This is a genomic window from Streptomyces resistomycificus (assembly GCF_001514265.1).
In the GTDB taxonomy this organism is placed as follows: domain Bacteria; phylum Actinomycetota; class Actinomycetes; order Streptomycetales; family Streptomycetaceae; genus Streptomyces; species Streptomyces resistomycificus.
In genome coordinates, this window is the sequence record NZ_KQ948990.1 from 72,107 (window position 1) to 95,094 (window position 22,988).

Below are 22,988 nucleotides of genomic sequence, written 5' to 3' on the forward strand. Positions count from 1 at the left end.
GGCTCACCCTAACCGCCGTGCCCGCCGCTCAGACCGGTCTCAGCGCCAGCATCGCGATGTCGTCCTCCCGGTCGTGCCCGAAGCAGCCGAGCAGGGTGTCGCACAGGGTGTCCAGGCCGTGCGGGGCCTCGGCGGCGGCCACCCGGAGCTGCTCCATGGAGACCGCGAGGTCCACGCCCCGGGTCTCGATCAGCCCGTCGGTGACCATGAGGAGCCGGTCGGTGGGTTCGAGGAAGAGCTCGGTGGGCGGCGGGTGGGGCACGCCCAGTCCGAGCAGCGGGCCGGACGCCTTGGTGTACTCGGCGCTGCCGCTGTCCCGGATGATCAGGGGCGGGATGTGGCCCGCGTCGGCGATGAGGGTGCGTCCGGTGCCGGGGTCGATGAGGGCCAGGCAGACGGTCGCCGTGACGTCCGGATGGTAGTGCTGGAGCATCCGGTCGAGGCGCTCGGCGAGTACGGCCGGGTCGCTCTCGTCGACGCAGTAGGCGCGCAGCGCGTGCCGGATCTCGACCATCACGGTGGCCGCCTCCAGCGAGTGCCCGACGACGTCGCCCACCCCGACCAGCACCCCGTCGCCGACGCGCAGGGCGGCGTAGAAGTCGCCGCCGATCTCGGTCTCCCGGGAGGCGGGCACGTAGCGGACCTCGACGTCGATGCCCGGCAGCTCCGGCAGCCGGTGCGGCTGTGGCAGGAAGCTGTGCTGGAGGGTGAGGGCGACGTGCCGCTCGACCTGGTACATGAGCAGCGGTTCGGCGGCGAGCACGGTGGCCTGGGCCAGCCGGGCCATCAGCGTCTCGCGTTCGGGGTTCACCCTGCGCACCCCGCGGGTGGGGGTGGCCAGGCACACCGCGGCCCTGCCGTCCTGGGTGGGGATCAGCACCAGGCGGGCGTCGTGCTGCACGCCGGGGCGGAAGAACCCGGCGGGCCACAGCGGCGCGGCGACGCTGGTGATCTGCACCCCCTCCTGCCCGCGGGTGAGCCGCCTGAGCAGAGCGGCCACGGCCCGGTGGGCGCCCGCGTCCGGCAGTGCGAGCGAGGTGCGGTCGCGGGAGCTGCCGCGGTACAGCTCGTCGTCGGGGCCCAGGACGAAGACGGCGGCCGGTTGGCCGGTGAGCCGTGCGGCGCCCTCGGCGGCGGCGTCGGCGAGGCCCTGCAGGGAGCGCGCCGCCTGGATGGTGACGATCGCCTCCGACAGCAGCGACAGCCGCCGGGCCAGCGCCTGGTCGCCGGCCCGCAGCCGGGCCGCGCGTACCGCCGCCCGGAGCACCGCGTCGATCTCCCCGGGCTCGGCGGGCACCGTCAGATAGGCCTCGCCGCCCGCCTCCAGCCCCAGGCGGCGATCGCCCGGGGCGACGGCGGCGGCCGAGAAGTGCACGACGGGCAGGCCGGCCATGTGCGGGCGGGCCTTGAGCCGGCGGCACAGCTCGAAGCCGCTCATGTCGGGCAGGCCCACGTCGACGAGGGCCACGTCGGGCAGCGTGCCGTCGCGCAGCCGGACGTCGAGTTCGGCGAGCGCCTCGTGGCCGCCGCCCACGCAGACCACCTGGTGACCGGCGCGGCGCAGCAGGGCGCCCATGGCGAACCGGTTGGCCGCCACGTCGTCCACGACCAGCACGGTCGTGTCGGTCCGCTTGCCCTCGACGTCCATCTGCCAGCCCTCGGACACACCGGTGGAGCAGACCCGGTCCGGGGCCTGCTCCACCAAGGTAATGCCCCTGTCAGGACGTTCGGGCGAATACGGCCACGGTCCGCCCCGGAACGGCGAACGTGCCCGATACCCGCTCGTAGGAGGCGGCCCTGACGATAGGGTCCGCTCCAACCCGTTGCATCGGGTGCAGGGCGTAGCCGGTTCCCGCGAGCGAACCGACCCGCTGCTCCTGGGCCTTCGGCGTCGCGTTGAAGACGACGACGAGGTCACCGAGTTCCATGGTGATCACGCCGGGGGTCTCCTCCTTCCCGGACAGCGGGAAGGCGAGCTTCGACTGCACCTGGCCGGCCGTGTCGAGGGAGAAGTCCTTCTCCGTCGTACGGATCCTCAGGAGGTCCTGGTAGGCGGCCGAGGCACCCTCGATCTGCGCGCAGCCCACCCCGACGGAGCTCAACAGGGGCTTGGCGTACGGCCACTTGGAGGCGTTGTCGGCGGCCACCGGCAGTCCGCGTCCGAAGCCGTTGCCGTCCCGGCAGTCCCAGTGGAGGGCGTTGAACCAGTCGCCGCTGTCGTAGGAGTTGCGGTCCAGGGACTTGGAGCGCAGCAGGTCGGTGCCCGCCTGGGAGAGGGCCGGGCCCTGCGAGAGGGTGGCCGTCGCCATGGCGAGGACCTGCATGCGGGCGCGGTCGCCGGCCGGCGTGTCCTTGGGGAGCTTGAAGGCGAGCGCGTCGAACAGGGTCTCGTTGTCGTGCGCGTCGGCGTAGGCGAGGGCGTCGCCGGGGGCGGCCGCGTAGCCGGCGGGCTGTCCGTTGTAGTCGACCTCCGCGCCGGTGACCTCCTTGCCGTCGGTGTCGGTGAAGGTGAAGTCCTCGAGGTTGCCCGACAGACCCACCTTGACCAGGTCCTGGTAGTGCAGCAGCCGGGCCTTCTGCTCGGCCGGAGTGCCGTTCTCGGCGGCGGGGTTGGGATCGGTGTAGAGGCCGGACGCGAAGCCCTGGACGCCCGGGTCCTCGTCGAAGGGGCCGCCGCCGCGCACGGCGTCACGGGCACGGTCGGAGAAGGTGGCGACCCCGGTGCCCGCCATGTTCTTCTGCGTGGCCTGGACGAAACGGGCGTCGTCGACGACCTCTCCGAAGTTCCAGCCCTCGCCGTACAGGATGATCTTCTTGCCGTCGACGCCGTCCTTCTCGGGGGTCAGCGCGTCCAGGGCCTTCCTGACCGCCAGGACGTTGGCCTTGGGGTGGTGGCCCATGAGGTCGAAGCGGAAGCCGTCGACCTTGTACTCCCTGGCCCAGGTGACGACCGAGTCGACGACCAGCTTGCCCATCATGGCGTTCTCGGTGGCCGTGTTGGCACAGCAGGTGCTGTTGGCGACCGAGCCGTCGGCGAGGAGGCGCTGGTAGTAGCCGGGCACGATCCGGTCGAGGACGCTGGTGTCCGCCTGGCCGCTCGCCGCGGTGTGGTTGTAGACGACGTCCATGACGACCCTGAGGCCGTCGTCGTTGAGCGCCTTGACCATCCGCCGGAACTCGACGGTACGGGCCGTGCCGTCGGGGTCGGTGGCGTACGAACCCTCGGGGACCGTGTAGTGGTACGGGTCGTAGCCCCAGTTGAAGGCGTCCTTCGCGGCGGCCTTCGCGACGCACTCCTGCTGCTGGTCGGAGTCGGCCGGGAGGGCGGCGAGGTCGCAGTCGACGGTCGCCTGGTCGGACTTCCTCTCGGGGATGGTGGCGATGTCGAAGGCGGGCAGGAGGTGGACGTGGGAGGTGCCCGACTTCGCCAGCTCACGCAGGTGCTTCGAGCCGTCGCCGTCCTGGTCGGTGAAGGCGAGGTAGGTGCCCCGCTGCTTCGCGGGCACGCTCTCGTCCGCCACCGAGAAGTCCCGGATGTGCAGCTCCTGGATCTGCGCGTCCTTCAGCGGTACGGCCTTGGGTTTGTCGAGGCCTGTCCAGCCGCTGGGCGCGAGGGACCTGTCGTCCAGGTCGACGACGAGGCTGCGCCGTGAGTCGGTGGTCAGCGCGAGCGAGTAGGGGTCGGTGACCTTGTTGGTGACGACCTTCCGGACGTCGGGCGCCCAGACCCGGACGACGTAGCGGTAGGGCTTGCCCTTCCAGGACCTGGGGCCGGTGACGGACCAGACGCCGGTGCGGGAGCTGCGCCGCATGGCGACGGTGGAGCCGTCGAGTTCGAGCGACACGTTCTGGGCCGTCGGCGCCCAGACGGCCAGCGTGGGGCGGCCGTGGTCGAAGGTCGGCCCGAGCTCGGCCTCGGTCGCCGCGGGGTACAGGTCGTCGAGGACGCCGGCGATCTGGACCCCGGTCGCCGCGAGCACGGCGCCGTTCGCAGCCCGCTGCGAGGCGACCACCTGGCCGCTGAGGGCCTCGCGGACCCGGTCGCGGTCACGCGGGTCGACGGACCAGGCGGCGTAGTCCTTCAGGTGCGGGAATCTCGCCTTCTGGGCGTCGGTGAGAGCGGTCCTGGACAGACGGAGCCATCTCTCGTCGTCACCGGCCGGCGCTCCGTCCCGGACGGCGATCGAGCCGGTTCGGCTGTACAGCAGCTGGGAGGAGGCGGCCGTCTCGGAGCCGTTCCAGGCGACCGTGTCCCGGTCGATCCAGACGGCCTTGGAGGTGGTGAGGTCGAGCGCGGCGGCGGAACCCGCCGGCTGCGGAAGCAGGTACTTCTCCTGGCCGCCCAGCAGCCACACCTCGTGGCCGTTCGCCGTGAGGTCGAGTGACTGGTCGGTCGGCAGGTCCTTCTCGTCGCCCTTGTGGATGATGTAACTGAGGCTGGTGGCACCCGCGTTGAGCGGCACCTCGAAGACGGCGCCGTAGGCGTCGGTCCGCACCGGCTTCAGGGGGTTCGACCAGTCGGTCGGGGTGGCGGCGCCCGTCCAGACGTGCAGACCCCAGCCGTCGTGGTTCCCGTCGGCACGGTGGTAGTGCAGCAGCGCCTTGCTCTTGTCCTGGGCGGGGTACTCCGGCCTCTCGGTGCGGACGTCCGCGCTGCCCTGCTCGATCCAGACCTCGCCGGTCTTCGTCACGTCGATCGAGCGGTCGGCGGAGACGTCCTTGTTGCCGTCCTTGTCGATGACCAGGAAGCCGACGTTCGAGGCGCCTTCCTTCAGCTTGACGTAGGCGAAGGCGCCGTACGCGTCCCGCCCGACGAAGGGGTGGCTGTCCGGCCAGGTGGTCGACTCGCCGTCGGCGAGGTCGCCCCAGGCGTACAGGCCCCAGTCGTCGTAGTCGCCGTCGGGGCGCTGGTAGTGGACGACCGCGTAGTCGCGGGAGGACGCGGAGGGGGTCTCCTCGACGGGCGGGGTGCCGGTGGTGGAGGCAGCCGTGGCGCTCGCGGTGCGGCCGGCCGAGTCGATCACGACGGCCTTGTAGCGCAGGGCTGTTCCGGCCGGCACGTCCTTCCCGACGACCTGCGTGACCTTGTAGGGAGCGTGGTCGGCGGAGCCGAGCGTCCGCCACGTGCCGTTGCCGACCTGGGCGGCGAAGACGACGCGGTTGAGCTGCCCGCCGTCGACGTCGGCCGTCAGCTCGACGGTGCCGGTGGCTCCGGCGTCGGGAGCCTTGAGGGTGAGGGTCGGCGCGGTCGCGGGCCTGGCGAGCTTCCCGGCCGCCTTGAGGACGATCGCCGAGCCGGCCGGGACGGTGACGGTGAGCTTCCTGTCCGCGCCGGACTTCGCCGTGCCGTCGGTGCCGTGGATCCCGCGGTACGTCATGTTCGCCGAGCCGGACGCGAAGGCCGCCGTCTTCGCCTCGTCCGCGTTGTTGAAGGCGACGACGTACTCGGTGCCCGTCCTGGCGTCGGTGCGGGAGAAGGCGTAGACGCCGGCGCCGTCGGCCGCGTAGCGCTCGGTCTGGACGCCGTCGGCCAGGGCGGGGTTGGCCTTGCGGAGCTTGGCCAGGGCGGCGATCTGCTGGTACAGCGGGGCGCTCGTGTCGTACGCGTCGTCGGCGTGCGTACGGTCGGTGCCGATCTCGTCGTCGTCGAGGTAGTCGGCGGTCTTCGACGCGAACATCGTCTGGCGGGCGTCCTTGTCGCCGCCGGCGCCGGTGAAGCCCTGCTCGTCGCCGTAGTAGACGACGGGGTTGCCCCGGCTGAGGAACATCAGCTCGTTGGCGAGTTCGTCCTTGGCCAGCAGCTCGGCGTCGGTGGCCTTCGGGTTGTCCTGGCCGAGGAAGTACCCGACGCGGCCCATGTCGTGGTTGCCGAGGAAGGTGACCTGCTCGTACGCGTTGGCCTTGTCGGTCGTGTACTTGTAGTCGTCGGCGAAGACGGACGCCAGCCTCCGCGCGCTGCCGCCCTGCGAGGCGTAGGCACGGGCGGCGTCCTGGAAGGGGAAGTCGAGCGTGGAGTCCAGGCGGCCCTGGGTGACGTAGGGCGAGGTGACCGACGTGTCGGCGGAGTAGACCTCGCCGAACATGAAGAAGTCGTCGCGGCCCCGCTCGGCGGCGTAGGCGTCCAGTGCCGTCGCCCACCGGGTCCAGAACTCGGTGTTGACGTGCTTCACGGTGTCGATCCGGAAGCCGTCGATGTCGAAGTCGCGGACCCACCTCTCGTAGATCCGCTCCATGCCCTTCACCACCTCGGGACGCTCCGTCCACAGGTCGTCGAGGCCGGAGAAGTCGCCGTGGGCGGAGCTCTCGCCGGCGAACGTGGAGTCGCCGCGGTTGTGGTACATCGTGGGGTCGTTGAGCCACGACGGGACCTTGGTGTTCTTCTTCGCCGCGGGCACGGTCGGTGTGCGCGGGAAGGAGTCGCCGTCCACCGAGGGGAAGCGCTTGGTGCCGTCCGCGTAGTCGGTGTCGTCGAAGGGCTCGCCGTCCTCGGTCAGGTACGGGAAGGCGCCCTTGGAGAGGTAGCCGTAGGACTTCTCCTCGTAGTCGACGACGTCGGCCGTGTGGTTGGTGATGACGTCGAAGAAGACCTTCATGCCCTTGGCGTGTGCCTTGGAGATGAGGGTCTCCAGGTCCTTGTTGGTGCCGAAGTGCGGGTCGACCTGCGTGAAGTCGGTGATCCAGTAGCCGTGGTAGCCGGCGGAGGCGTCGGCGCCGCTGCCCTGCACGGGCTGGTTCTTGAAGATCGGGGCCATCCAGATGGCGGTGGTGCCCAGGCCCTTGATGTAGTCGAGCTTCCTGGTCAGGCCCTTGAGGTCGCCGCCCTGGTAGAAGCCCTTGTCGGTGGGGTCGTAGCCGGTGGCGAGGCGCGAACCGGTCAGGCCGCCCCGGTCGTTGGACGTGTCGCCGTTGGCGAAGCGGTCCGGCAGCACGAAGTAGAACTGCTCGCGGGTGAGGTCGTGACGGGCTTCGGCCTTCGCGAGCTTCGCGTCGGACGGGGGCGCGGGCGGGGTGTCTGCCCCGGCCGCGAGGGGCTGGACGAGCGCTGCGGTCAGTGCGGTCACGGTGACCGCGGCGACCCGTCCGGCACGGTGGGTACGGCGCCTCGACGGCACCGGCCATCTCGGTATCACAGCAGTGGACTCCTTGCGCGTACGGCTCTCTTGGGTCCGACCCCGCGCGACCGTATCGCCGAGGAAAGGCTTACAGCAAGAGTCCTGAAACCTCTGGAAAGAGTTTTCAGGAAGAGTGGGCCGGGTGCGGGCGTCACCGTTCCCCGGCTACCCTCCCCCGCATGCAGCAGGAACCTCCCCTCGTCCGCGAGGTCTTCCCGGATCTCGTCGACGAACTGGCCGCCCTCCTGGAGGAGGAAGGGGAGCGTGAGCTGGCCATCACCGTGCGGGATGTCCGGCTGGTCGGCGACTGCGGCTGTGGCGACGACTTCTGCCAGAGCATCCGGACGGCGGACCATCCTCAGGGACAGCCGTTCGGCCCGGGCCATCGGTGCGTGCCGCTCATGCCCGCGCAGGGCATGCTGGTCCTCGACGTCGTGAAGGGCCGGATCATGTACATCGAGATCCTGGAGCGGCCACCCCTGCGCCGGCGCGTACGGCCGTGAGCGGGGTGGCCGCGGGTCACCTCGGCAAGCGGCGGCTCAGCAGCCCGACTTGCCCGCATGGATCGCCAGGGCGGTGTTGGCGCCGAGTGTGGCGGTGAACCGGCCCGAGCCGTTGACCGTCACGGTGGTGTTGTTCTGCACGTTGCAGTAGGTCCCCGCGGGCAGCGAGGTCTGGTAGGTGCGGCTCAGGGCGCTCGGCTCGTGGTTGACGGCGACGTAGCCCTTGGCGCCGCGGCCGAAGGCGATCGCGTCGCCGCCGTTGTCCCACCAGTCGGTGAGGGACTCGCCGCGGACGGCGTTGCGGAAGGCGACCATGCGCTGGATCTCCGGCCAGGCGTGCTGGCACTTCCAGCCGTTCTGCCAGCAGGCGGTCACCGAGCCGCCGTCGGGCGGTCCGGCGTCCGTGTCGGACCACTCGTAGCCGGAGTTGACGTCCGGGGCGCCGTACGGGTGGGCGAGCATGAAGACGTTGGCGAGCGTGTAGTTGGCGCCGTCCTTGTAGCTGAGGGTGCTGCCGTTGCGCTCGGTGTCGTGGTTGTCGACGAAGACACCGGCGACCGAGCTGTTCAGGTAGCCCCAGCCCTCGCCGTAGTTCTTCAGGTAGGCGAGGTTCTCGTTGTTGAAGACCCGCTTGAGGTCGTAGGCGTAGCGGAACTCCTGGACGTCCCCGTTGCCCGTGTACTCGGTGGGCTGGACGGCCTCTCCGCTGCCGTGGATGACCTCCTGCTTCCAGTACGCGTTCGGATTCGTGAGCCGGGACTTGATGTTGGCGAGGTCGGCGGCGTCCACGTGCTTGGCGGCGTCGATGCGGAAGCCGTCGACGCCGAGCGAGAGCAGGTCGTTCAGGTAGCCGGCCACGGCACCGCGGACGTAGGACTCGCCGGTGTCGAGGTCGGCGAGGCCCACCAGTTCGCAGTGCTGGACGTTCCAGCGGTCCTGGTAGTTGTTGATCAGGCTCGTGCAGTCGTCGAAGTCGTACGACGAGTACAGGCCCGGGTAGGAGTACTTCGTGTACGACGAGCCGCCGGTCCCGGTGCCGTTGCCCGCAGCCATGTGGTTGACGACCGTGTCGACGACGACCTTCACACCGGCCGCGTGGCAGGTGTCGACCATGTTCTGGAAGGCCGCACGGTCGCCGAGGCGCCCGGCGATCCTGTAGCTCACCGGCTGGTAGGACGTCCACCACTGCGAGCCCTGGATGTGCTCGGCGGGCGGCGAGACCTGGACGTAGCCGTACCCGGCCGGGCCGAGGGCGTTGGTGCACTCCCTGGCCACCGAGGCGAAGTTCCACTCGAAGAGGACGGCGGTGACGTCCTTGGTGCCGGGCGGGGAGGCGTGGGCGGAGCCGGCGGGGACCGTGACGGCGGCCGCTGCGGCGAGCGCGGTCACGGTGGCGGCGGTGGCGGACCATCTCGATATCACAGGCGTGAACTCCTTGCGATTGCGGCTCAGTCGGATCCCCCCTGCGCCGCGGCGCGGCTTCGTTGCCGGGCGCCGATCGGGAAGGTACCGCCATCGAAAGCTTTACAGCAAGAGAGTTGAAAGCTTTAGCAAGAAGTTTCAACGACAGAGGGCCCGCCGTGGCGGGCCCTCCGGATTCGAGTAGCCGTCAGGCCGTCGTCCACCAGACCGTCGTGTCGGCCGGCAGCTTCGCCTCGCCGTCCGTCTCGGCGATCTCGCCGCTGGCGAGGAGGAGCCGGCCGTACGCCGGGGTGGTCACCGACTCGCCGCTCGTGTTGGCGACGCAGACGAACTCGCCGCGGCGGAAGGCGAGGACGCCCTCAGGAGCCTTCAGCCACTCCACCGACTCCCCCGCGCCCAGGTCGGGCTGTTCGCGGCGGGCGGCGAAGGCGGCACGGTAGAGCTCCAGGGTGGAACCGGGCACGCCGCTCTGCGCCTCGACGCTCAGCTCGCCCCAGCCCGCCGGCTGCGGCAGCCAGCTGCCGCCGGCACCGAAGCCGTACGACGATCCCCCACGCGTCCACGGGATCGGCACCCGGCAGCCGTCACGGAAGCCGTCCTGGCCGGCGCCCCGGAAGTAGGCGGGGTCCTGGCGGACCTCGTCGGGCAGGTCGACGACGTCCGGGAGGCCGAGTTCCTCGCCCTGGTAGACGTACGCCGATCCGGGCAGCGCCAGCATGAGCAGGGTGGCGGCACGGGCCCGGCGCAGGCCGAGCTCGCGGTCGCCGGCCGTGCGGATCTGGGTACCGAGGCCGGGCGGGTTGGCGAAGCGGGTGGCGTGCCGGGTGACGTCGTGGTTGGACAGCACCCAGGTGGCGGGGGCGCCGACCGGGCGCATGGCCTCCAGGGTGCGGTCGATGACCTGTCGCAGTTCCTCCGCGTCCCAGTCGGTGCCCAGGTACTGGAAGTTGAAGGCCTGGTGGAGCTCGTCCGGGCGGACGTAGTTCGCGGTGCGCTCGACGGTCGGCGTCCATGCCTCCGCGACGAAGATGCGCTCGCCCGCGTACTCGTCGAGGACCAGGCGCCACTGGCGGTAGACCTCGTGCACACCGTCCTGGTCGAAGAACGGCATGACATCGTTGCCCAGCAGCTTGAGCTGCTCGTGGGATCCAAGGTCGGGCAGGCCCTCCGCCTTCACCAGGCCGTGGGCCACGTCGATGCGGAAGCCGTCGACGCCCATGTCGAGCCAGAAGCGGAGGATGGAACGGAACTCGTCGCCGACGGCGGGGTGCTCCCAGTTGAAGTCGGGCTGCTCGGGGGCGAATAGGTGCAGGTACCACTCGCCGTCGGGAAGGCGCGTCCACGCGGGCCCGCCGAAGATCGACTCCCAGTCGTTGGGCGGGAGTTCGCCGTCGGCGCCCTTGCCCGGGCGGAAGTGGTAGCGCTCCCGCAGCGGCGAGCCGGGGCCCTCCGCCACCGCGCGCTTGAACCACTCGTGCTGGTCGGAGGAGTGGTTGGGGACCAGGTCGACGATGATCCTGAGGTCCAGCGCGCGGGCGTCGCGGATCAGCGCGTCGGCGTCCAGGAGGTTGCCGAACATGGGGTCGACGGCCCGGTAGTCGGCGACGTCGTAGCCGGCGTCGGCCTGCGGGGAGGCGTAGAAGGGGCTGAGCCACACGGCGTCCACGCCGAGGTCGCGCAGGTACGGCAGTCGGGAGCGGATGCCCTCCAGGTCGCCCATGCCGTCGCCGTTGCTGTCGGCGAAGCTGCGCGGGTAGACCTGGTAGATCACCGCGTCCCGCCACCAGTCGCGGCGCTTGGCGACGGTGACGACGGCGGAGGTTTCGGCCGGGTCGGCGGAGTGCTGGCTCATGGCGTCCTTGATACGTAACTGGGTTTCGGTCATGGAGGCTTGGGTTCGGTACGGCGGCGGGTGACTTGGCGGCCGCGGTGACAGCGGGGTCGGATGGCCACCGCGGCCGCCACCCGCGCGACCAGGCGCGCGGGAGTCTGTGCGCGAAGGGCGCTCAGCCCTTCGTGCCGCCCGCGGTGAGGCCGGTCACCAGGTTCTTCTGCACGAAGTAGAAGAACGCGGAGACGGGTATGGCGATCAGCACCGCGGTGGCGGCCATCAGGTTGCGCTGCGCGTCGTGCTCGCTGACGAAGGTCTGCAGACCGACGGCGAAGGTGTACTTCGTGTCGGACAGCATGAACGTCGCGGCGAACGCGACCTCGCCGAAGGCCGTGAGGAAGCTGTAGAAGGCGGCGACCGCCAGGCCCGGCTTGGCGAGCGGCAGGATCAGTCGCGCGAACGTGCCGAAGGGGGTCAGCCCGTCGACCCGTCCCGCCTCGTCTATCTCGAACGGGATGGTGTCGAAGTAGCCCTTCATCAGCCATGCGCAGTACGGAACGGTGGTCGTGCAGTAAACCAGGATGAGACCAAGGTAGCTGTCGATGAGCTGCAGTTCCGAGAGGATCTGGTACATCGGCACCATGAGGACGGCCACCGGGAACATCTGTGTGACCAGCAGGACCCACATGAACCTCCGGTAGCCGGGGAAGCGCATGCGTGAGACGGCGTAGCCGGTGGTGGCGGAGATGACCACGCCGATGAGGGTGGTGCCCAGCGTGACGATCATCGTGGTCTGCAGCCAGTCGAAGAACTTCGTCTCCTGGAGCACGAACACGTAGTTGTCGAAGGTCATCTTGGACCAGATGCCTCCGGGGTGCAGGTAGTCGTCCTTGTCCGGGCCGAGGGACAGGAAGACCAGCCAGGCGACCGGGAAGAGCGCGATCAGGCTCGCGACGATCAGGATGGCGTGGGAGACGAGCCGGGCGGCGGGGGTGCTCTCGCCGCGCTTGGTCACCTTGCCCGGAGAGGGCGCCATGGAGTCCTCCTTGGTCACCGGGGCCGTGGTCTCGACGGTGGTCGTGCTCATGGTGACTCCTTCCTCAGATCGCGAGCTGTTGGTCATTGCGGTTCAGCCAGCGACGGTAGAAGGAGGTGAAGACGATCAGGATGGCCAGCAGCAGGATGCCGTAGGCGGCCGACTGCGCGAAGTCACGCGGCTGCTGTCCGAAGCCGAGGTAGTAGGCCCAGGTGACGAGGATCTGGGCGTCCGGGGCGGTGTTGCCGAACAGCAGGAAGATGATGGCGAACTGGTTGAAGGTCCAGATGACGCCGAGGAGCACGACGGTGGAGCTGACGGACCTCAGGCCGGGCAGGGTCACGTGCCTGAAGCGCTGCCAGGCGCTCGCGCCGTCCATCTCGGCGGCCTCGTAGAGCGAGGCGTCGACGGACTGCAGGCCGCCGAGCAGCGACAGCATCATGAAGGGCACACCGCACCAGGTGTTGACCATGATCGCGCTGAACCGCTGCCAGAAGGTGTCCTCCAGCCACAGCGGGGTCGGCAGGTGGAGCGTCTCCAGGAAGGAGTTGATGATGCCGCCGTCGGCGAGCATGAACCGCCAGCCGAAGACGGTGACGAAGGTCGGCACGGCCCAGGGCAGGATGAGGATCAGCCGGTAGAGGGTGCGACCGCGCAGCTTCTGGTTGAGCAGCAGGGCGAGGCCGAGGCCGATCGTGTAGTGCAGGGTCACGCAGAGCGCGGTCCAGACGATCGTCCAGATGAAGTGCGACCAGAAACGGTCGTAGGCCGTGTCGCCCCACAGGATGTCGGCGTAGTTGTCGAAGCCGATGAACTTGTAGGTGGCCTCGATCTCGTTGACGCCGATGGTGCGGGCGGAGTTGAGGCTGTTGGCGTCGGTGAGCGTCAGGTAGAAGCCGTACGCCAGGGGGTAGAGCACGAGGACCCCGAGGACGATCACCACCGGGGCGATCATCGCGTAGGCGTACCAGTGCTTCTGGTATCCGTGCCTCAGGCGCCGGCCCAGCCCGGGCTTCGGCGCGCGGTCACCGCGGCGCTTGCCGGTCGCGCGGTCGATGGCGACTGTCATGGTTCGACAACCTTCGTCGTGAAACGGGGATCAGGGGCGGGCCGTGCACAGGCCGGTGGCCGCCGGATCCCTCCCCCGGTTGCGTGGGGGATCCGGCGGCCACTCGGGGTCACTTGGAGAAGTCCGGGACCAGCTTGGCGATCGCGGTCTCGGCGTTGCCCAGACCCTTGTCGAGGGACACCTTGCCTCCGGCGATCTGCGGCAGCTCGCTGTCCAGCGGGCCCCACAGGGAGCTGTACTCGGGCAGCGCCGGGCGGGGCTGGGCGGCGGGCAGGACGGTCTGGAAGCCGGCGATGCCCGGGTCGGCCTTGACCTCGGCGGTGTAGGCGTCGTCGCGGGTCGGCAGCGTGGAGTTCTTCAGCGCGATGGCCGACTGCGACTTCGCGGAGGTCATGAAGTTGACGAACTTCAGGGCCGCCTTCTGGTGGGCGGAGTCCGAGCCGGCGTAGACCGAGAGGTTGTGGCCGCCGGTCGGGGCGCCCGCCTTGCCGGTGGAGCCGGCCGGGACGGTGGCGATGCCGAGGTTGTCCTTGTCCTTGAAGGCCGAGCCCTTGAAGAAGTTGGTGATCTCCCACGGGCCCTGGATGATCGAGGCGACCTTGCCGCTGACGAACGCCTCCTGGATGTGGGCGTAGGCGTCGGCGGTGGTGTCGGCCTTGTGCAGGCCCTTGCCGTCGAACAGACTCTGCCAGGTCTCGTAGCCCTTCTTGGCGGGCGCCGAGTTGACGGTGACCTTCTTGGCGGCGGCGTCGACGGTGTCGGTGCCCTCGCCGTAGAGGAAGGTCTGCGCGTAGTAGGCCTGGGTGGAACCCCAGTAGCCGTCGACGCCGGTCTTGTCCTTGATCGTGGCGGCGGCCTTCTTCAGCTCGTCCCAGGTCTTGGGGGCCTCGACACCGGCCTTCTCGAAGAGCTCCTTGTTGTAGACCAGCGCCAGGGTGTCGGTGACCAGCGGCACGCCGTAGGTCTTGCCGTCGTACTTGGCCTGCTCGATCAGGTTGGGCTGGAACTTGGCCTCGTCGGCGAGGGCCTCGGTGCCGTCCAGCGGCAGGAAGAAGCCCTTCTTGGCGAAGGCGGGGGTCCAGCCGACCTCGGAGCGCAGGATGTCGGGGGCGCCCTTGGAGCCTGCGGCGGTGTCGAACTTGTTCTGCGCCTGGTCGAAGGGCACGTTGACGTACTTGACCTTGACGTCCTTGTTGGCGGCCTCGAACTCCTTGATCAAGGCCTGGTACGTCGGCGCCTCGTTGGTGGCGTTGGAGGTGTCCCACCAGGTGATGGTGACCGGACCGTCGGCCGAGTCGCCGCCGTCACTTCCGCCGCAGGCCGTCGCCGCGAGGGCGAAAGACGCCACCAGCGCGGTGGCCGCTATGCCACGCCGCATGAGTTCTCCTTGAGGGTGAAAGCCCGTGTGAAGCAGGTCACGGCCCCGTCTGCCGTTCCTGTCGACTTGCCGACTGCGCCGTTGCGGCCGCCGGGCGACGTGAACGTAACAGCGATGTAAGCGTTGCGAAAGAGCTTGCAGCAAAAAAGTGCAAGGCGTGCCGAGAGTTACCCCGCCGTGACCTCGCCTCGACCGCGATGAGACCCGTGGGACCTGGATTTCCCGCTGTCCAGCGGGTACCGGCACGGCTGTGCAAGACTCTGCAAGCTCTTGCCATACGTTTCCACCGCGCGGGACCATCCCTTGCGGAACCGGACGCCGACGAAGAACACGAGGGACCGCGATGAGGCAGCAACCCCCCGCGCGCCGTTCAACCGGACGCCCCCGGGGTCGGATCGGTGTGCAGGGCGAGGGCCGACCGGTACAGTCCACCCCTGTGACCACACGGCTTGCCGACATCGCTGCTCAGGCGGGGGTGAGCGAAGCGACCGTCAGCCGCGTCCTCAACGGCAAGCCGGGCGTCGCCGCCACCACCCGCCAGTCCGTACTGGCCGCCCTCGACGTGCTGGGCTACGAACGGCCGGTGCGTCTGCGGCAGCGCAGCGAGGGCCTGGTGGGCCTGATAACCCCGGAGCTGGAGAACCCGATATTCCCGGCACTGGCCCAGGTCATCGGGCAGGCCCTGACCCGGCAGGGCTACACGCCGGTCCTCGCCACCCAGACCCCGGGCGGTTCCACGGAGGACGAGCTGACGGAGATGCTCGTCGACCGGGGCGTGGCCGGCATCATCTTCGTCTCCGGACTGCACGCCGACACCTCCGCCGACATGCAGCGCTACGAGCAGCTGCGCGCCCAGGGCGTGCCCTTCGTGCTGGTGGACGGCTTCTCGCCGAAGGTGCAGGCGCCCTTCATCTCCCCCGACGACCGGGCGGCCATGACCCTGGCGGTCACGCACCTGGTGTCGCTGGGGCACACGAGGATCGGGCTGGCGCTCGGCCCCAAGCGGTTCGTGCCGGTGCAGCGCAAGATCGAGGGCTTCGTCCGTTCCATGCAGGACCAGCTGGGCCTGGGCGCGGACACCGTCGAGTCGGAGCTCGTCCAGCACTCCCTGTACACCCTGGAGGGCGGCCAGGCGGCGGCCACCGCGCTCATGGACCGGGACTGCACGGCGGTGGTGTGCGCCAGCGACATGATGGCGCTGGGCGCGATACGGGCGGCACGGCAGCGCGGCCTGGACGTCCCGAAGGACATCTCGGTCGTGGGCTTCGACGACTCCCCCCTGATCGCCTTCACCGACCCGCCGCTGACGACGGTCCGCAAGCCGGTCCCGGCCATGGGGCAGGCGGCGGTCCGCACGCTGCTCGAGGAGATCGGCGGGACACCCGCGCCCCACAGCGAGTTCGTGTTCATGCCGGAACTGGTGGTGCGCGGCTCGACCGCGTCGGCTCCCGGGGAGCGCGTACGCCCCTGAGGTCCGTACGCCCCTGAGGTCCGCGGCCTTCCCCTCTCGTTCCCGAGGCGGAGAGAACGACCTTCTCGCAGTGCGCCGGTAGGAGCTCCCAGGGGTCTTTTGGGCGTAGAAAGTGCGACTCGGCCCCGACCGGGGGATGATCGGCGAAAGAAGGCTTTTCTGGCAGACTCTGTGCCTATGACTGAGACGACCGTGACGACGCAGGAAGGGCCCGACGAGGCCGTTCCACAGGCGGTCACGGCCGACGACAGCGGGCCGGGTCTCCTGCGCCGGCTGCGCGCCCCGCGCCGGCCCCGCCTCTGGTTCGAGGTCCTGCTGGTCGCGATGAGTTACTGGACGTACTCACTGATCCGCAACGCGGTCCCGGAGCAGAGGGCCGAGGCGCTGCGCAACGCCGACTGGATCTGGAAGGCCGAGCACCACCTGGGCGTCGCGGTCGAGGAGTCCGTCAACCACGCCGTCAACTCGGTGACTTGGCTCATCGTAGGGATGAACTACTACTACGCGACCCTGCACTTCGTGGTTACGCTGGGTGTGCTGGTGTGGCTCTACCGCAGCCATCCCGGCCGTTACGCCGCGGCCCGCCTGGTGCTCTTCGCGACCACCGGTGTCGCCCTGGTGGGCTACTACCTGTATCCGCTCGCCCCGCCGCGGCTGATGAACGGCGGCGACTTCGTCGACACCGTCATGGTCCACCAGACCTGGGGCTCGATGGCCTCCGGCGACCTGAAGACCATGTCGAACCAGTACGCCGCGATGCCGTCCATGCACATCGGCTGGTCCCTGTGGTGCGGCCTGACGATCTTCGCGCTGGCCTCGGTGCCGTGGGTGCGGGTGCTGGGGCTGCTCTACCCGACGGTCACGCTGGTGGTGATCGTCGCCACCGCCAACCACTTCTGGCTCGACGCGGTGGGCGGCGTCCTCTGCCTCACGTTCGGTTTCGCGGTGGCCCGGGTCTGGTACGGGGCGCTGCCGTACGCGCTGCCGCGCCTGGTCCCGGTGAAGGCGAAGGACAGGCCGCTGCAGCCCACCCGGGCCTAGAGGGGGACCCGGGGGCGGGGCTCGGGCTCAGGGGCGGGGCCCGGGCCCAGGACAGGACCCGGACCGAGGCCGGACTCAGGGCAGGACCCGGACCGAGGCCGGACCCCAGGCCCAGGCCGGACCCCAGGCCCAGGGCGAGACTCAGGCCCAGGCCGGACCCCAGGCCCAGGGCGAGACTCAGCCGCCGTAGAACAGCTCGTCCACCACAGCCCGGGCGCGCCGGCCCGACCGCCGGTAGTCGTCCAGCATGTCGCCGACGTGTCCGGGACCGTAGCCGAGGTACCGGCCCACCGCGCCCAGTTCGCGGGCTCCCGAGGGGAAGGTGTCGCCGGCCCGGCCGCGCACCAGCATCACCGCGTTGCGCACCCGGGTCGCCAGCACCCACGCCTCGTCGAGGATCGCGGTGTCCCCCTCCGACAGCAGGCCGGCCGTGCGGGCGGCGGCGAGCGCGGCCCGGGTGCGGGTGGTGCGCAGGCCCTCGACGCGCGCGCCGTGCCGCATCTGGAGCAGCTGCACCGTCCACTCGACGTCGGACAGACCGCCGGGACCGAGCTTGGTGTGCAGTTTCGGGTCGGTGCCGCGCGGCAGCCGCTCGGACTCCATCCGGGCCTTCAGGCGCCGGATCTCGCGTACGGCGTCCTCGCCGAGGCCGGCCGCCGGGTACCGCAGCGGATCGATGAGCTCGACGAAGCGCCGGCCCAGCTCCTCGTCGCCGGCGACGGGTTCGGCCCGCAGCAGGGCCTGCGCCTCCCAGACCAGGGACCAGCGGCGGTAATAGGCCTCGTACGACTTCAGCGTCCGCACCAGCGGCCCGGACTTGCCCTCCGGCCGCAGGTCCGCGTCGATGAGCAGCGGCGGGTCGGCGCTGGAGATCTGGAGCAGGCGGCGCATCTCGGAGACGACCTTGCCCGCGGCGTCGGCGGCCTCGCGTTCGTCGACGCCCTCGCACGGCTCGTGGACGAAGAGCACGTCGGCGTCGGAGCCGTAGCCCAACTCGTGACCGCCGAAGCGGCCCATGCCGATGATCGCGAACCGGGTGGGCAGGGTGTCGCCCCAGCCGTCCCGGACCACCGCGCGCAGGGTGCCGGCGAGGGTGGCCGCCGTCAGGTCGGACACCGCGCCGCCGACCAGGTCCACGAGGGCGCCCTGGTCGGCCTCGACCGGCTGGGCCTCGGTGCCGTAGGAGGCGACGATGTCCGCGGCGGCCGTACGGAACAGCTCGCGGCGGCGGACCCCGCGCGCGGCCGTGACCGCCTGCGCGGCGCCGTCCGCGCGGCGGACGCCGGCGAGGATCTCCTGCTCCAGGGCGGCCCGGCCGCGGGGTGCCAGGCCGTCTCCGTCGCCGTCTCCGAGCAGCGCGACGGCCTCCGGTGCGCGCATCAGCAGGTCGGGGGCGAGACGGCCGGCGGACAGCACCCGGGCGAGGTTCTCGGCGGCGGCGCCCTCGTCGCGCAGCAGCCGCAGGTACCAGGGGGTCTTGCCGAGCGCGTCCGACACCTTGCGGAAGTTGAGCAGGCCGGCGTCCGGGTCTGCGGAGTCCGCGAACCAGCCGAGCAGGACGGGCAGCAGGGTGCGCTGGATGGCGGCCTTGCGGGTCACGCCCGAGGCGAGCGCCTCCAGGTGCCGCAGGGCCGCCGCCGGGTCCGCGTAGCCGAGGGCGACCAGTCGTTCGCGGGCCGCCTCGGGGCTCAGCCGGACCTCGCCCGTGGCGAGCTGGGCGACCGCGTCCAGGAGAGGGCGGTAGAACAGCTTCTCGTGCAGCCGTCGTACGACGCCGGCGTGCCGTTTCCACTCGCGGTTCAGTGCGCTGACCGGTTCGGTGCGCAGCCCCAGGGAGCGCCCGAGGCGGCGCTGGTCGGCCTCGTCCTCGGGGACGAGGTGGGTGCGGCGCAGCCGGTAGAGCTGGATGCGGTGCTCCATGGAGCGCAGGAAGCGGTAGGCGTCGTCGAGCTGGACGGCGTCGGACCGGCCGACATAGCCGCCGGTGGCGAGGGCCTGCAGGGCGTTCAGGGTGGTGCCGCTGCGCAGGGACACGTCGGAGCGGCCGTGCACCAGCTGGAGCAGCTGGACGGCGAACTCGACGTCCCTGAGGCCGCCGGGGCCGAGCTTCAGCTCGCGTTCGATCTCGGCGACGGGGATGTTCTCGACGACGCGGCGGCGCATCTTCTGCACGTCGGGAACGAAGTTGTCGCGCTCGGCGGCCTTCCAGACGAGGGGTTCGAGGGCGGCGACGTACGCCTCGCCGAGCTCGATGTCGCCGGCCACCGGCTGGGCCTTGAGCAGGGCCTGGAACTCCCAGGTCTTGGCCCAGCGCTGGTAGTAGGCGAGGTGGCTGGAGAGGGTGCGGACCAGGGGGCCGTTCCGGCCCTCGGGGCGGAGGTTGGCGTCGACGGGCCAGATGGAACCCTCGACGGTGGTCTCGGAGCAGACGCGCATCATGTGCGAGGCGAGCCTGGTGGCGGCCCTGAGGGCCTTGGTCTCGTCGGCGCCCTCGACGGCCTCGCCGACGAAGATGACGTCCACGTCGGAGACGTAGTTCAGCTCGTGGCCGCCGCACTTGCCCATCGCGATGACGGCGAGCCGGCACAGTGCCGCGTCCTCGGGGGCGGCGGCCCGGGCGATGGCGAGGGCGGCGCGCAGGGTCGCGGTGGCGAGGTCGGCGAGCTCGGCGGCGGTCTCGGCGATGTCGGTGGTGCCGCACACGTCACGGGCGGCGATGGACAGCAGACAGCGGCGGTAGGCGACACGCAGGGAGACCGGGTCGGTCGCGTCGGCCAGGCCGCGTTCGAACTCCTCCACCCCGGGGTGCAGGTCACGCGGCTCGTACATCACTAGGGCGTGCCAGTCGCTGGGGTGCCGGGCGAGGTGGTCGCCGAGCGCGGCGGAGGCGCCGAGCACCCCGAGCAGCCGGTCGCGCAGCGGCTTGGCCGCTATCACCGTGTCGAGCAGTTCGCGCCGGGCGGTGGGGGCGGGCTGGGCCTCCAGGAGCCGGACCAGACCGAGCAGCGCGAGGTCCGGGTCGGCGGTGGCGCCCAGGGCTTCCAGCAGCACCGGGTCGTCGCGGACGGCGGCCAGCTCCGGGCTGTCCAGGAGGCGCTCGGCGGCGGCGGGATCGGTGAAGCCGTGCCGCAGCAGCCGTGTGAAGGTGCTGCTCCTGCGCCCCGGCGCCGTCATCCCGGCCTCCCTGCGGATCAAGGTCGTATGCGCCTGAGCCTAACCGGAGACCCTGGGGGAAGCGCCGGGACGAGGGGGCCGGTTTCGGCGGGCCGGTGTCCCCGGACGTGGAATTGCCGTGAGCGGGGTCTGCACGGGTGCGGCGGGGGAAGGCCTTGGGTGAGACATGTCTGGAGGCCGCTGATGACCGGCAAGGAAACCGACAGGGAATCCGGGAAGCTACCCGAGGCCCGGCTCGACCCGCGCTACAGCGACGAGAACGCCGTCGCGATCCCCTGGCCCGACGCCGAGGCGCTGCTCGCCGCGGCCGAGCTGTTCTGGATCTCGACGGTACGGCCGGACGGGCGGCCGCACGTGACCCCGCTGCCGGCGGTGTGGGCGCACGGCGCGCTGCACTTCTGCACCGGCCCCGAGGAGCGCAAGGCGAAGAACCTCGCGCACAACGCCCACGTGGCGCTGACCACCGGCACCAACATCTGGGACAAGGGCTACGACCTGGTCGTGGAGGGCGAGGCGATCCGGGTGTCCGACGACGGGCGGCTGCGGGAACTGGCCGCCGCGTGGGAGACGAAGTACGGCGAATTCTGGCGCTTCGAGGTACGGGAGGGGTATTTCCACCACGGTCCTGGACACGCCGTCGTCTACGCGGTGGCGCCGAGCACGGTTTTCGGCTTCGGTAAGGGGGAGCCGTTCAGCCAGACGCGCTGGCGGTTCGACTGAGGCTCACCGAACACTCCCGTCAGAGGCGACATGGAGGACCAGCGATGGAGTTCACCCTCGAAGTGATCCCGCTGCCCGTGACCGACATCGACCGAGCCCGGGACTTCTACCGGGACAAGGTCGGCTTCCACGTGGACATCGACCAGGAGGTCATGCCGGGCATGCGGATCGTCCAGCTGACCCCACCGGGCTCCGGCTGCTCGATCGCCCTCGGCGACACCGTCTGGGAGACGATCCAGGGCCCGCGCCCCGCCCCCGGCTCCTACCAGGGCCTCCAGCTCTGCGTGACCGACATCAAGGCCGCCCACGCCGAACTGACCGACCGCGGCCTCGACGTGTCAGAGCCGGTCCAGTACACCCCGGACGACGGCGCCACCTTCATGTACTTCCAGGACCCGGACGGCAACGGCTGGGCGATCCAGGAGTACCGCCGCCGGGTCACGGAGCCACTGCATCAGGTACTGGCGAAGACGGCGCAGCAGTAGCGACGCCAAGGGGCGCGGGGAACTGCGCGACCGGTCCCCCACCGGGCCGCACTGTCCGCACGACGCCGCGCCCCCGGCGCATCCCTACAGCACCGGCAGGTTCTTCCGCAGCTCGAAGGCCGTGACCTCGCTGCGGTACTCCTCCCACTCCTGGCGCTTGTTGCGCAGGAAGAAGTCGAACACGTGCTCGCCGAGGGTCTCGGCGACGAGGTCGCTGCGTTCCATCAGCGTGAGCGCCTCGCCCAGGTTCTGCGGGAGGGGCTCGATGCCCATCGCGCGGCGTTCGGCGTCGGAGAGGGCCCAGACGTCGTCCTCGGCGCCCGGCGGGAGCTCGTAGCCCTCCTCGACGCCCTTGAGGCCGGCGGCCAGGAGCATGGCGTACGCGAGGTACGGGTTGGCACCGGAGTCGATGGAGCGGACCTCGATGCGGGCGGAGCCGGTCTTGCCGGGCTTGTACATCGGCACGCGGACCAGGGCGGAGCGGTTGTTGTGGCCCCAGCAGATGTACGAGGGGGCCTCGCCGCCGGCGCCTGCGGTGCGCTCGGAGCCGCCCCAGATGCGCTTGTAGGAGTTGACCCACTGGTTGGTGACCGCGGCGATCTCGGCGGCGTGCTTGAGCAGGCCCGCGATGAAGGAGCGGCCGACCTTGGAGAGCTGGTACTCCGCGCCCGACTCGTAGAAGGCGTTGCGGTCGCCCTCGAAGAGGGAGAGGTGCGTGTGCATGCCGCTGCCGGGGTGCTCGGAGAACGGCTTGGGCATGAAGGTCGCCTGGACGCCCTGCTCCAGCGCGACCTGCTTCATGACCAGGCGGAACGTCATGATGTTGTCGGCCGTGGAGAGCGCGTCGGCGTAGCGCAGGTCGATCTCCTGCTGGCCGGGGGCGCCCTCGTGGTGGGAGAACTCGACCGAGATGCCCATCGACTCCAGCATGGTGATCGCCTGGCGGCGGAAGTCCATGCCGATGTTCTGCGGGGTGTGGTCGAAGTACCCGGAGTTGTCGGCCGGGGTCGGCCGGGAGCCGTCGAGAGGCTTGTCCTTCAGCAGGAAGAACTCGATCTCCGGGTGGGTGTAGAACGTGAAGCCCAGGTCGGAGGTGCGGGCCAGGGCGCGCTTGAGGACGTAGCGCGGGTCCGCGAAGGACGGGGAACCGTCCGGCATGAGGATGTCGCAGAACATCCGGGCGGTGCCGGGGGCCTCCGCGCGCCACGGCAGGACCTGGAAGGTCGAGGGGTCCGGCTTGGCGATCATGTCGGACTCGTAGACCCGGGCGAAGCCCTCGATCGCGGAGCCGTCGAATCCGATGCCCTCGTCGAAGGCCTGCTCCAGCTCGGCCGGGGCCACCGCGACGGACTTGAGGAAGCCCAGCACGTCCGTGAACCACAGGCGTACGAACCGGATGTCGCGCTCCTCCAATGTACGGAGCACGAACTCCTGCTGCTTGTCCATCTTCCGCTTCCCCATCCTTGCTGGTCAGGCCGCCTGTCTCCCGTACTGCAGGAGGCGGTCGGGCACCTGAGCATCCCACCACAACACCATTTCGTGCGTGTTGCGCACCTTGATCGTCCGACCGACCTCGCGGTGAACGCCTCGGGTACGGCAGGTGCACGCTCTGCCGCCCATCTTGCCTGCTCGGACCGACATCCGTAATGCCGGGAGCCTGGCGGGTACCCGATCTTCGGCCATTCCTGTGCCCTGTCCACGACAGTTTCCTCCTCCCCCACTACGATCAGCGGACCCGAGCAGCCC

Annotated in this window: 14 protein-coding genes; 5 read left to right on the forward strand and 9 right to left on the reverse strand. The window is 70.4% G+C overall.

Annotation, left to right across the window (positions count from 1 at the left end):
• Positions 1–28: 28 nt before the first annotated feature.
• Positions 29–1,648 (reverse strand): fused response regulator/phosphatase, encoded by a 1,620-nt coding sequence (locus tag AQJ84_RS10295; protein WP_053190752.1) that lies wholly within the window; start codon positions 1,646–1,648, stop codon positions 29–31.
• 70 nt (positions 1,649–1,718) lie between these two features.
• Positions 1,719–7,130, reverse strand: coding sequence for a pullulanase-type alpha-1,6-glucosidase (gene pulA / locus AQJ84_RS10300; RefSeq protein WP_053190726.1), 5,412 nt, complete (start codon positions 7,128–7,130; stop codon positions 1,719–1,721).
• A gap of 161 nt (positions 7,131–7,291) precedes the next feature.
• Here pulA and AQJ84_RS10305 point away from each other — a divergent pair, with 161 nt between their 5' ends.
• Entirely contained in the window at positions 7,292–7,615 is a 324-nt protein-coding gene (locus AQJ84_RS10305; protein ID WP_030039230.1) for a hypothetical protein, read from the forward strand.
• A gap of 36 nt (positions 7,616–7,651) precedes the next feature.
• Here the strand turns inward: AQJ84_RS10305 and AQJ84_RS10310 are convergent, their stop codons facing one another.
• The 5 genes from AQJ84_RS10310 to AQJ84_RS10330 all read right to left on the reverse strand — a co-directional run bounded on the left by AQJ84_RS10310 (position 7,652) and on the right by AQJ84_RS10330 (position 14,351).
• The gene (locus tag AQJ84_RS10310; RefSeq protein ID WP_053190729.1) at positions 7,652–9,037 is read right to left on the reverse strand and encodes an alpha-amylase; all 1,386 of its coding nucleotides are present in this window, start codon (positions 9,035–9,037) and stop codon (positions 7,652–7,654) included.
• A 187-nt stretch (positions 9,038–9,224) separates the two neighbouring features.
• Positions 9,225–10,889 (reverse strand): glycoside hydrolase family 13 protein, encoded by a 1,665-nt coding sequence (locus AQJ84_RS10315; RefSeq protein WP_030039228.1) that lies wholly within the window; start codon positions 10,887–10,889, stop codon positions 9,225–9,227.
• Between the two features lie 154 nt (positions 10,890–11,043).
• Positions 11,044–11,955 carry a sugar ABC transporter permease gene (locus AQJ84_RS10320; RefSeq protein ID WP_030039227.1) on the reverse strand — a complete coding sequence of 304 codons (912 nt, stop codon included), beginning with the start codon at positions 11,953–11,955 and terminating at the stop codon, positions 11,044–11,046.
• Positions 11,956–11,968: 13 nt separating this feature from the next.
• Positions 11,969–12,973, reverse strand: coding sequence for a carbohydrate ABC transporter permease (locus AQJ84_RS10325; protein ID WP_030039226.1), 1,005 nt, complete (start codon positions 12,971–12,973; stop codon positions 11,969–11,971).
• Positions 12,974–13,082: 109 nt separating this feature from the next.
• A complete protein-coding gene (locus AQJ84_RS10330) occupies positions 13,083–14,351 on the reverse strand; it encodes an extracellular solute-binding protein (protein WP_030039225.1) in 1,269 nt (422 codons plus the stop codon).
• 436 nt (positions 14,352–14,787) lie between these two features.
• Here AQJ84_RS10330 and AQJ84_RS10335 point away from each other — a divergent pair, with 436 nt between their 5' ends.
• Both AQJ84_RS10335 and AQJ84_RS10340 read left to right on the forward strand, forming a co-directional pair.
• Entirely contained in the window at positions 14,788–15,822 is a 1,035-nt protein-coding gene (locus tag AQJ84_RS10335; RefSeq protein WP_030039224.1) for a LacI family DNA-binding transcriptional regulator, read from the forward strand.
• A gap of 177 nt (positions 15,823–15,999) precedes the next feature.
• Complete coding sequence (locus tag AQJ84_RS10340) at positions 16,000–16,863, forward strand: phosphatase PAP2 family protein (protein ID WP_030039223.1); 864 nt, start codon at positions 16,000–16,002, stop codon at positions 16,861–16,863.
• 177 nt (positions 16,864–17,040) lie between these two features.
• On the opposite strand, the gene AQJ84_RS10345 is transcribed toward AQJ84_RS10340, so the two are convergent.
• Positions 17,041–20,037: a bifunctional [glutamine synthetase] adenylyltransferase/[glutamine synthetase]-adenylyl-L-tyrosine phosphorylase gene (locus AQJ84_RS10345; RefSeq protein WP_053190730.1), complete on the reverse strand. Its 2,997-nt coding sequence runs from the start codon at positions 20,035–20,037 to the stop codon at positions 17,041–17,043.
• Between the two features lie 183 nt (positions 20,038–20,220).
• Between AQJ84_RS10345 and AQJ84_RS10350 the strand changes: the two genes are divergently transcribed.
• Both AQJ84_RS10350 and AQJ84_RS10355 read left to right on the forward strand, forming a co-directional pair.
• Positions 20,221–20,757: a pyridoxamine 5'-phosphate oxidase family protein gene (locus AQJ84_RS10350; protein WP_030039219.1), complete on the forward strand. Its 537-nt coding sequence runs from the start codon at positions 20,221–20,223 to the stop codon at positions 20,755–20,757.
• Positions 20,758–20,801: 44 nt separating this feature from the next.
• Positions 20,802–21,242: a VOC family protein gene (locus AQJ84_RS10355; protein ID WP_030039218.1), complete on the forward strand. Its 441-nt coding sequence runs from the start codon at positions 20,802–20,804 to the stop codon at positions 21,240–21,242.
• Between the two features lie 84 nt (positions 21,243–21,326).
• Here the strand turns inward: AQJ84_RS10355 and AQJ84_RS10360 are convergent, their stop codons facing one another.
• Positions 21,327–22,688: a glutamine synthetase family protein gene (locus AQJ84_RS10360; RefSeq protein ID WP_030039217.1), complete on the reverse strand. Its 1,362-nt coding sequence runs from the start codon at positions 22,686–22,688 to the stop codon at positions 21,327–21,329.
• Positions 22,689–22,988 lie beyond the last annotated feature (300 nt).

Bases quoted from the DNA above. Each gene is read 5' to 3' on its own strand.
- AQJ84_RS10315 (WP_030039228.1), bottom strand. From the start codon at position 10,889: ATGAGCCAGCACTCCGCCGACCCGGCCGAAACCTCCGCCGTCGTCACC.
- AQJ84_RS10305 (WP_030039230.1), top strand. From the start codon at position 7,292: ATGCAGCAGGAACCTCCCCTCGTCCGCGAGGTCTTCCCGGATCTCGTC.
- AQJ84_RS10295 (WP_053190752.1), bottom strand. From the start codon at position 1,648: ATGGACGTCGAGGGCAAGCGGACCGACACGACCGTGCTGGTCGTGGAC.
- AQJ84_RS10345 (WP_053190730.1), bottom strand. From the start codon at position 20,037: ATGACGGCGCCGGGGCGCAGGAGCAGCACCTTCACACGGCTGCTGCGG.
- AQJ84_RS10325 (WP_030039226.1), bottom strand. From the start codon at position 12,973: ATGACAGTCGCCATCGACCGCGCGACCGGCAAGCGCCGCGGTGACCGC.
- AQJ84_RS10355 (WP_030039218.1), top strand. From the start codon at position 20,802: ATGGAGTTCACCCTCGAAGTGATCCCGCTGCCCGTGACCGACATCGAC.
- AQJ84_RS10360 (WP_030039217.1), bottom strand. From the start codon at position 22,688: ATGGACAAGCAGCAGGAGTTCGTGCTCCGTACATTGGAGGAGCGCGAC.
- AQJ84_RS10350 (WP_030039219.1), top strand. From the start codon at position 20,221: ATGACCGGCAAGGAAACCGACAGGGAATCCGGGAAGCTACCCGAGGCC.
- AQJ84_RS10320 (WP_030039227.1), bottom strand. From the start codon at position 11,955: ATGAGCACGACCACCGTCGAGACCACGGCCCCGGTGACCAAGGAGGAC.
- AQJ84_RS10330 (WP_030039225.1), bottom strand. From the start codon at position 14,351: ATGCGGCGTGGCATAGCGGCCACCGCGCTGGTGGCGTCTTTCGCCCTC.
- AQJ84_RS10340 (WP_030039223.1), top strand. From the start codon at position 16,000: ATGACTGAGACGACCGTGACGACGCAGGAAGGGCCCGACGAGGCCGTT.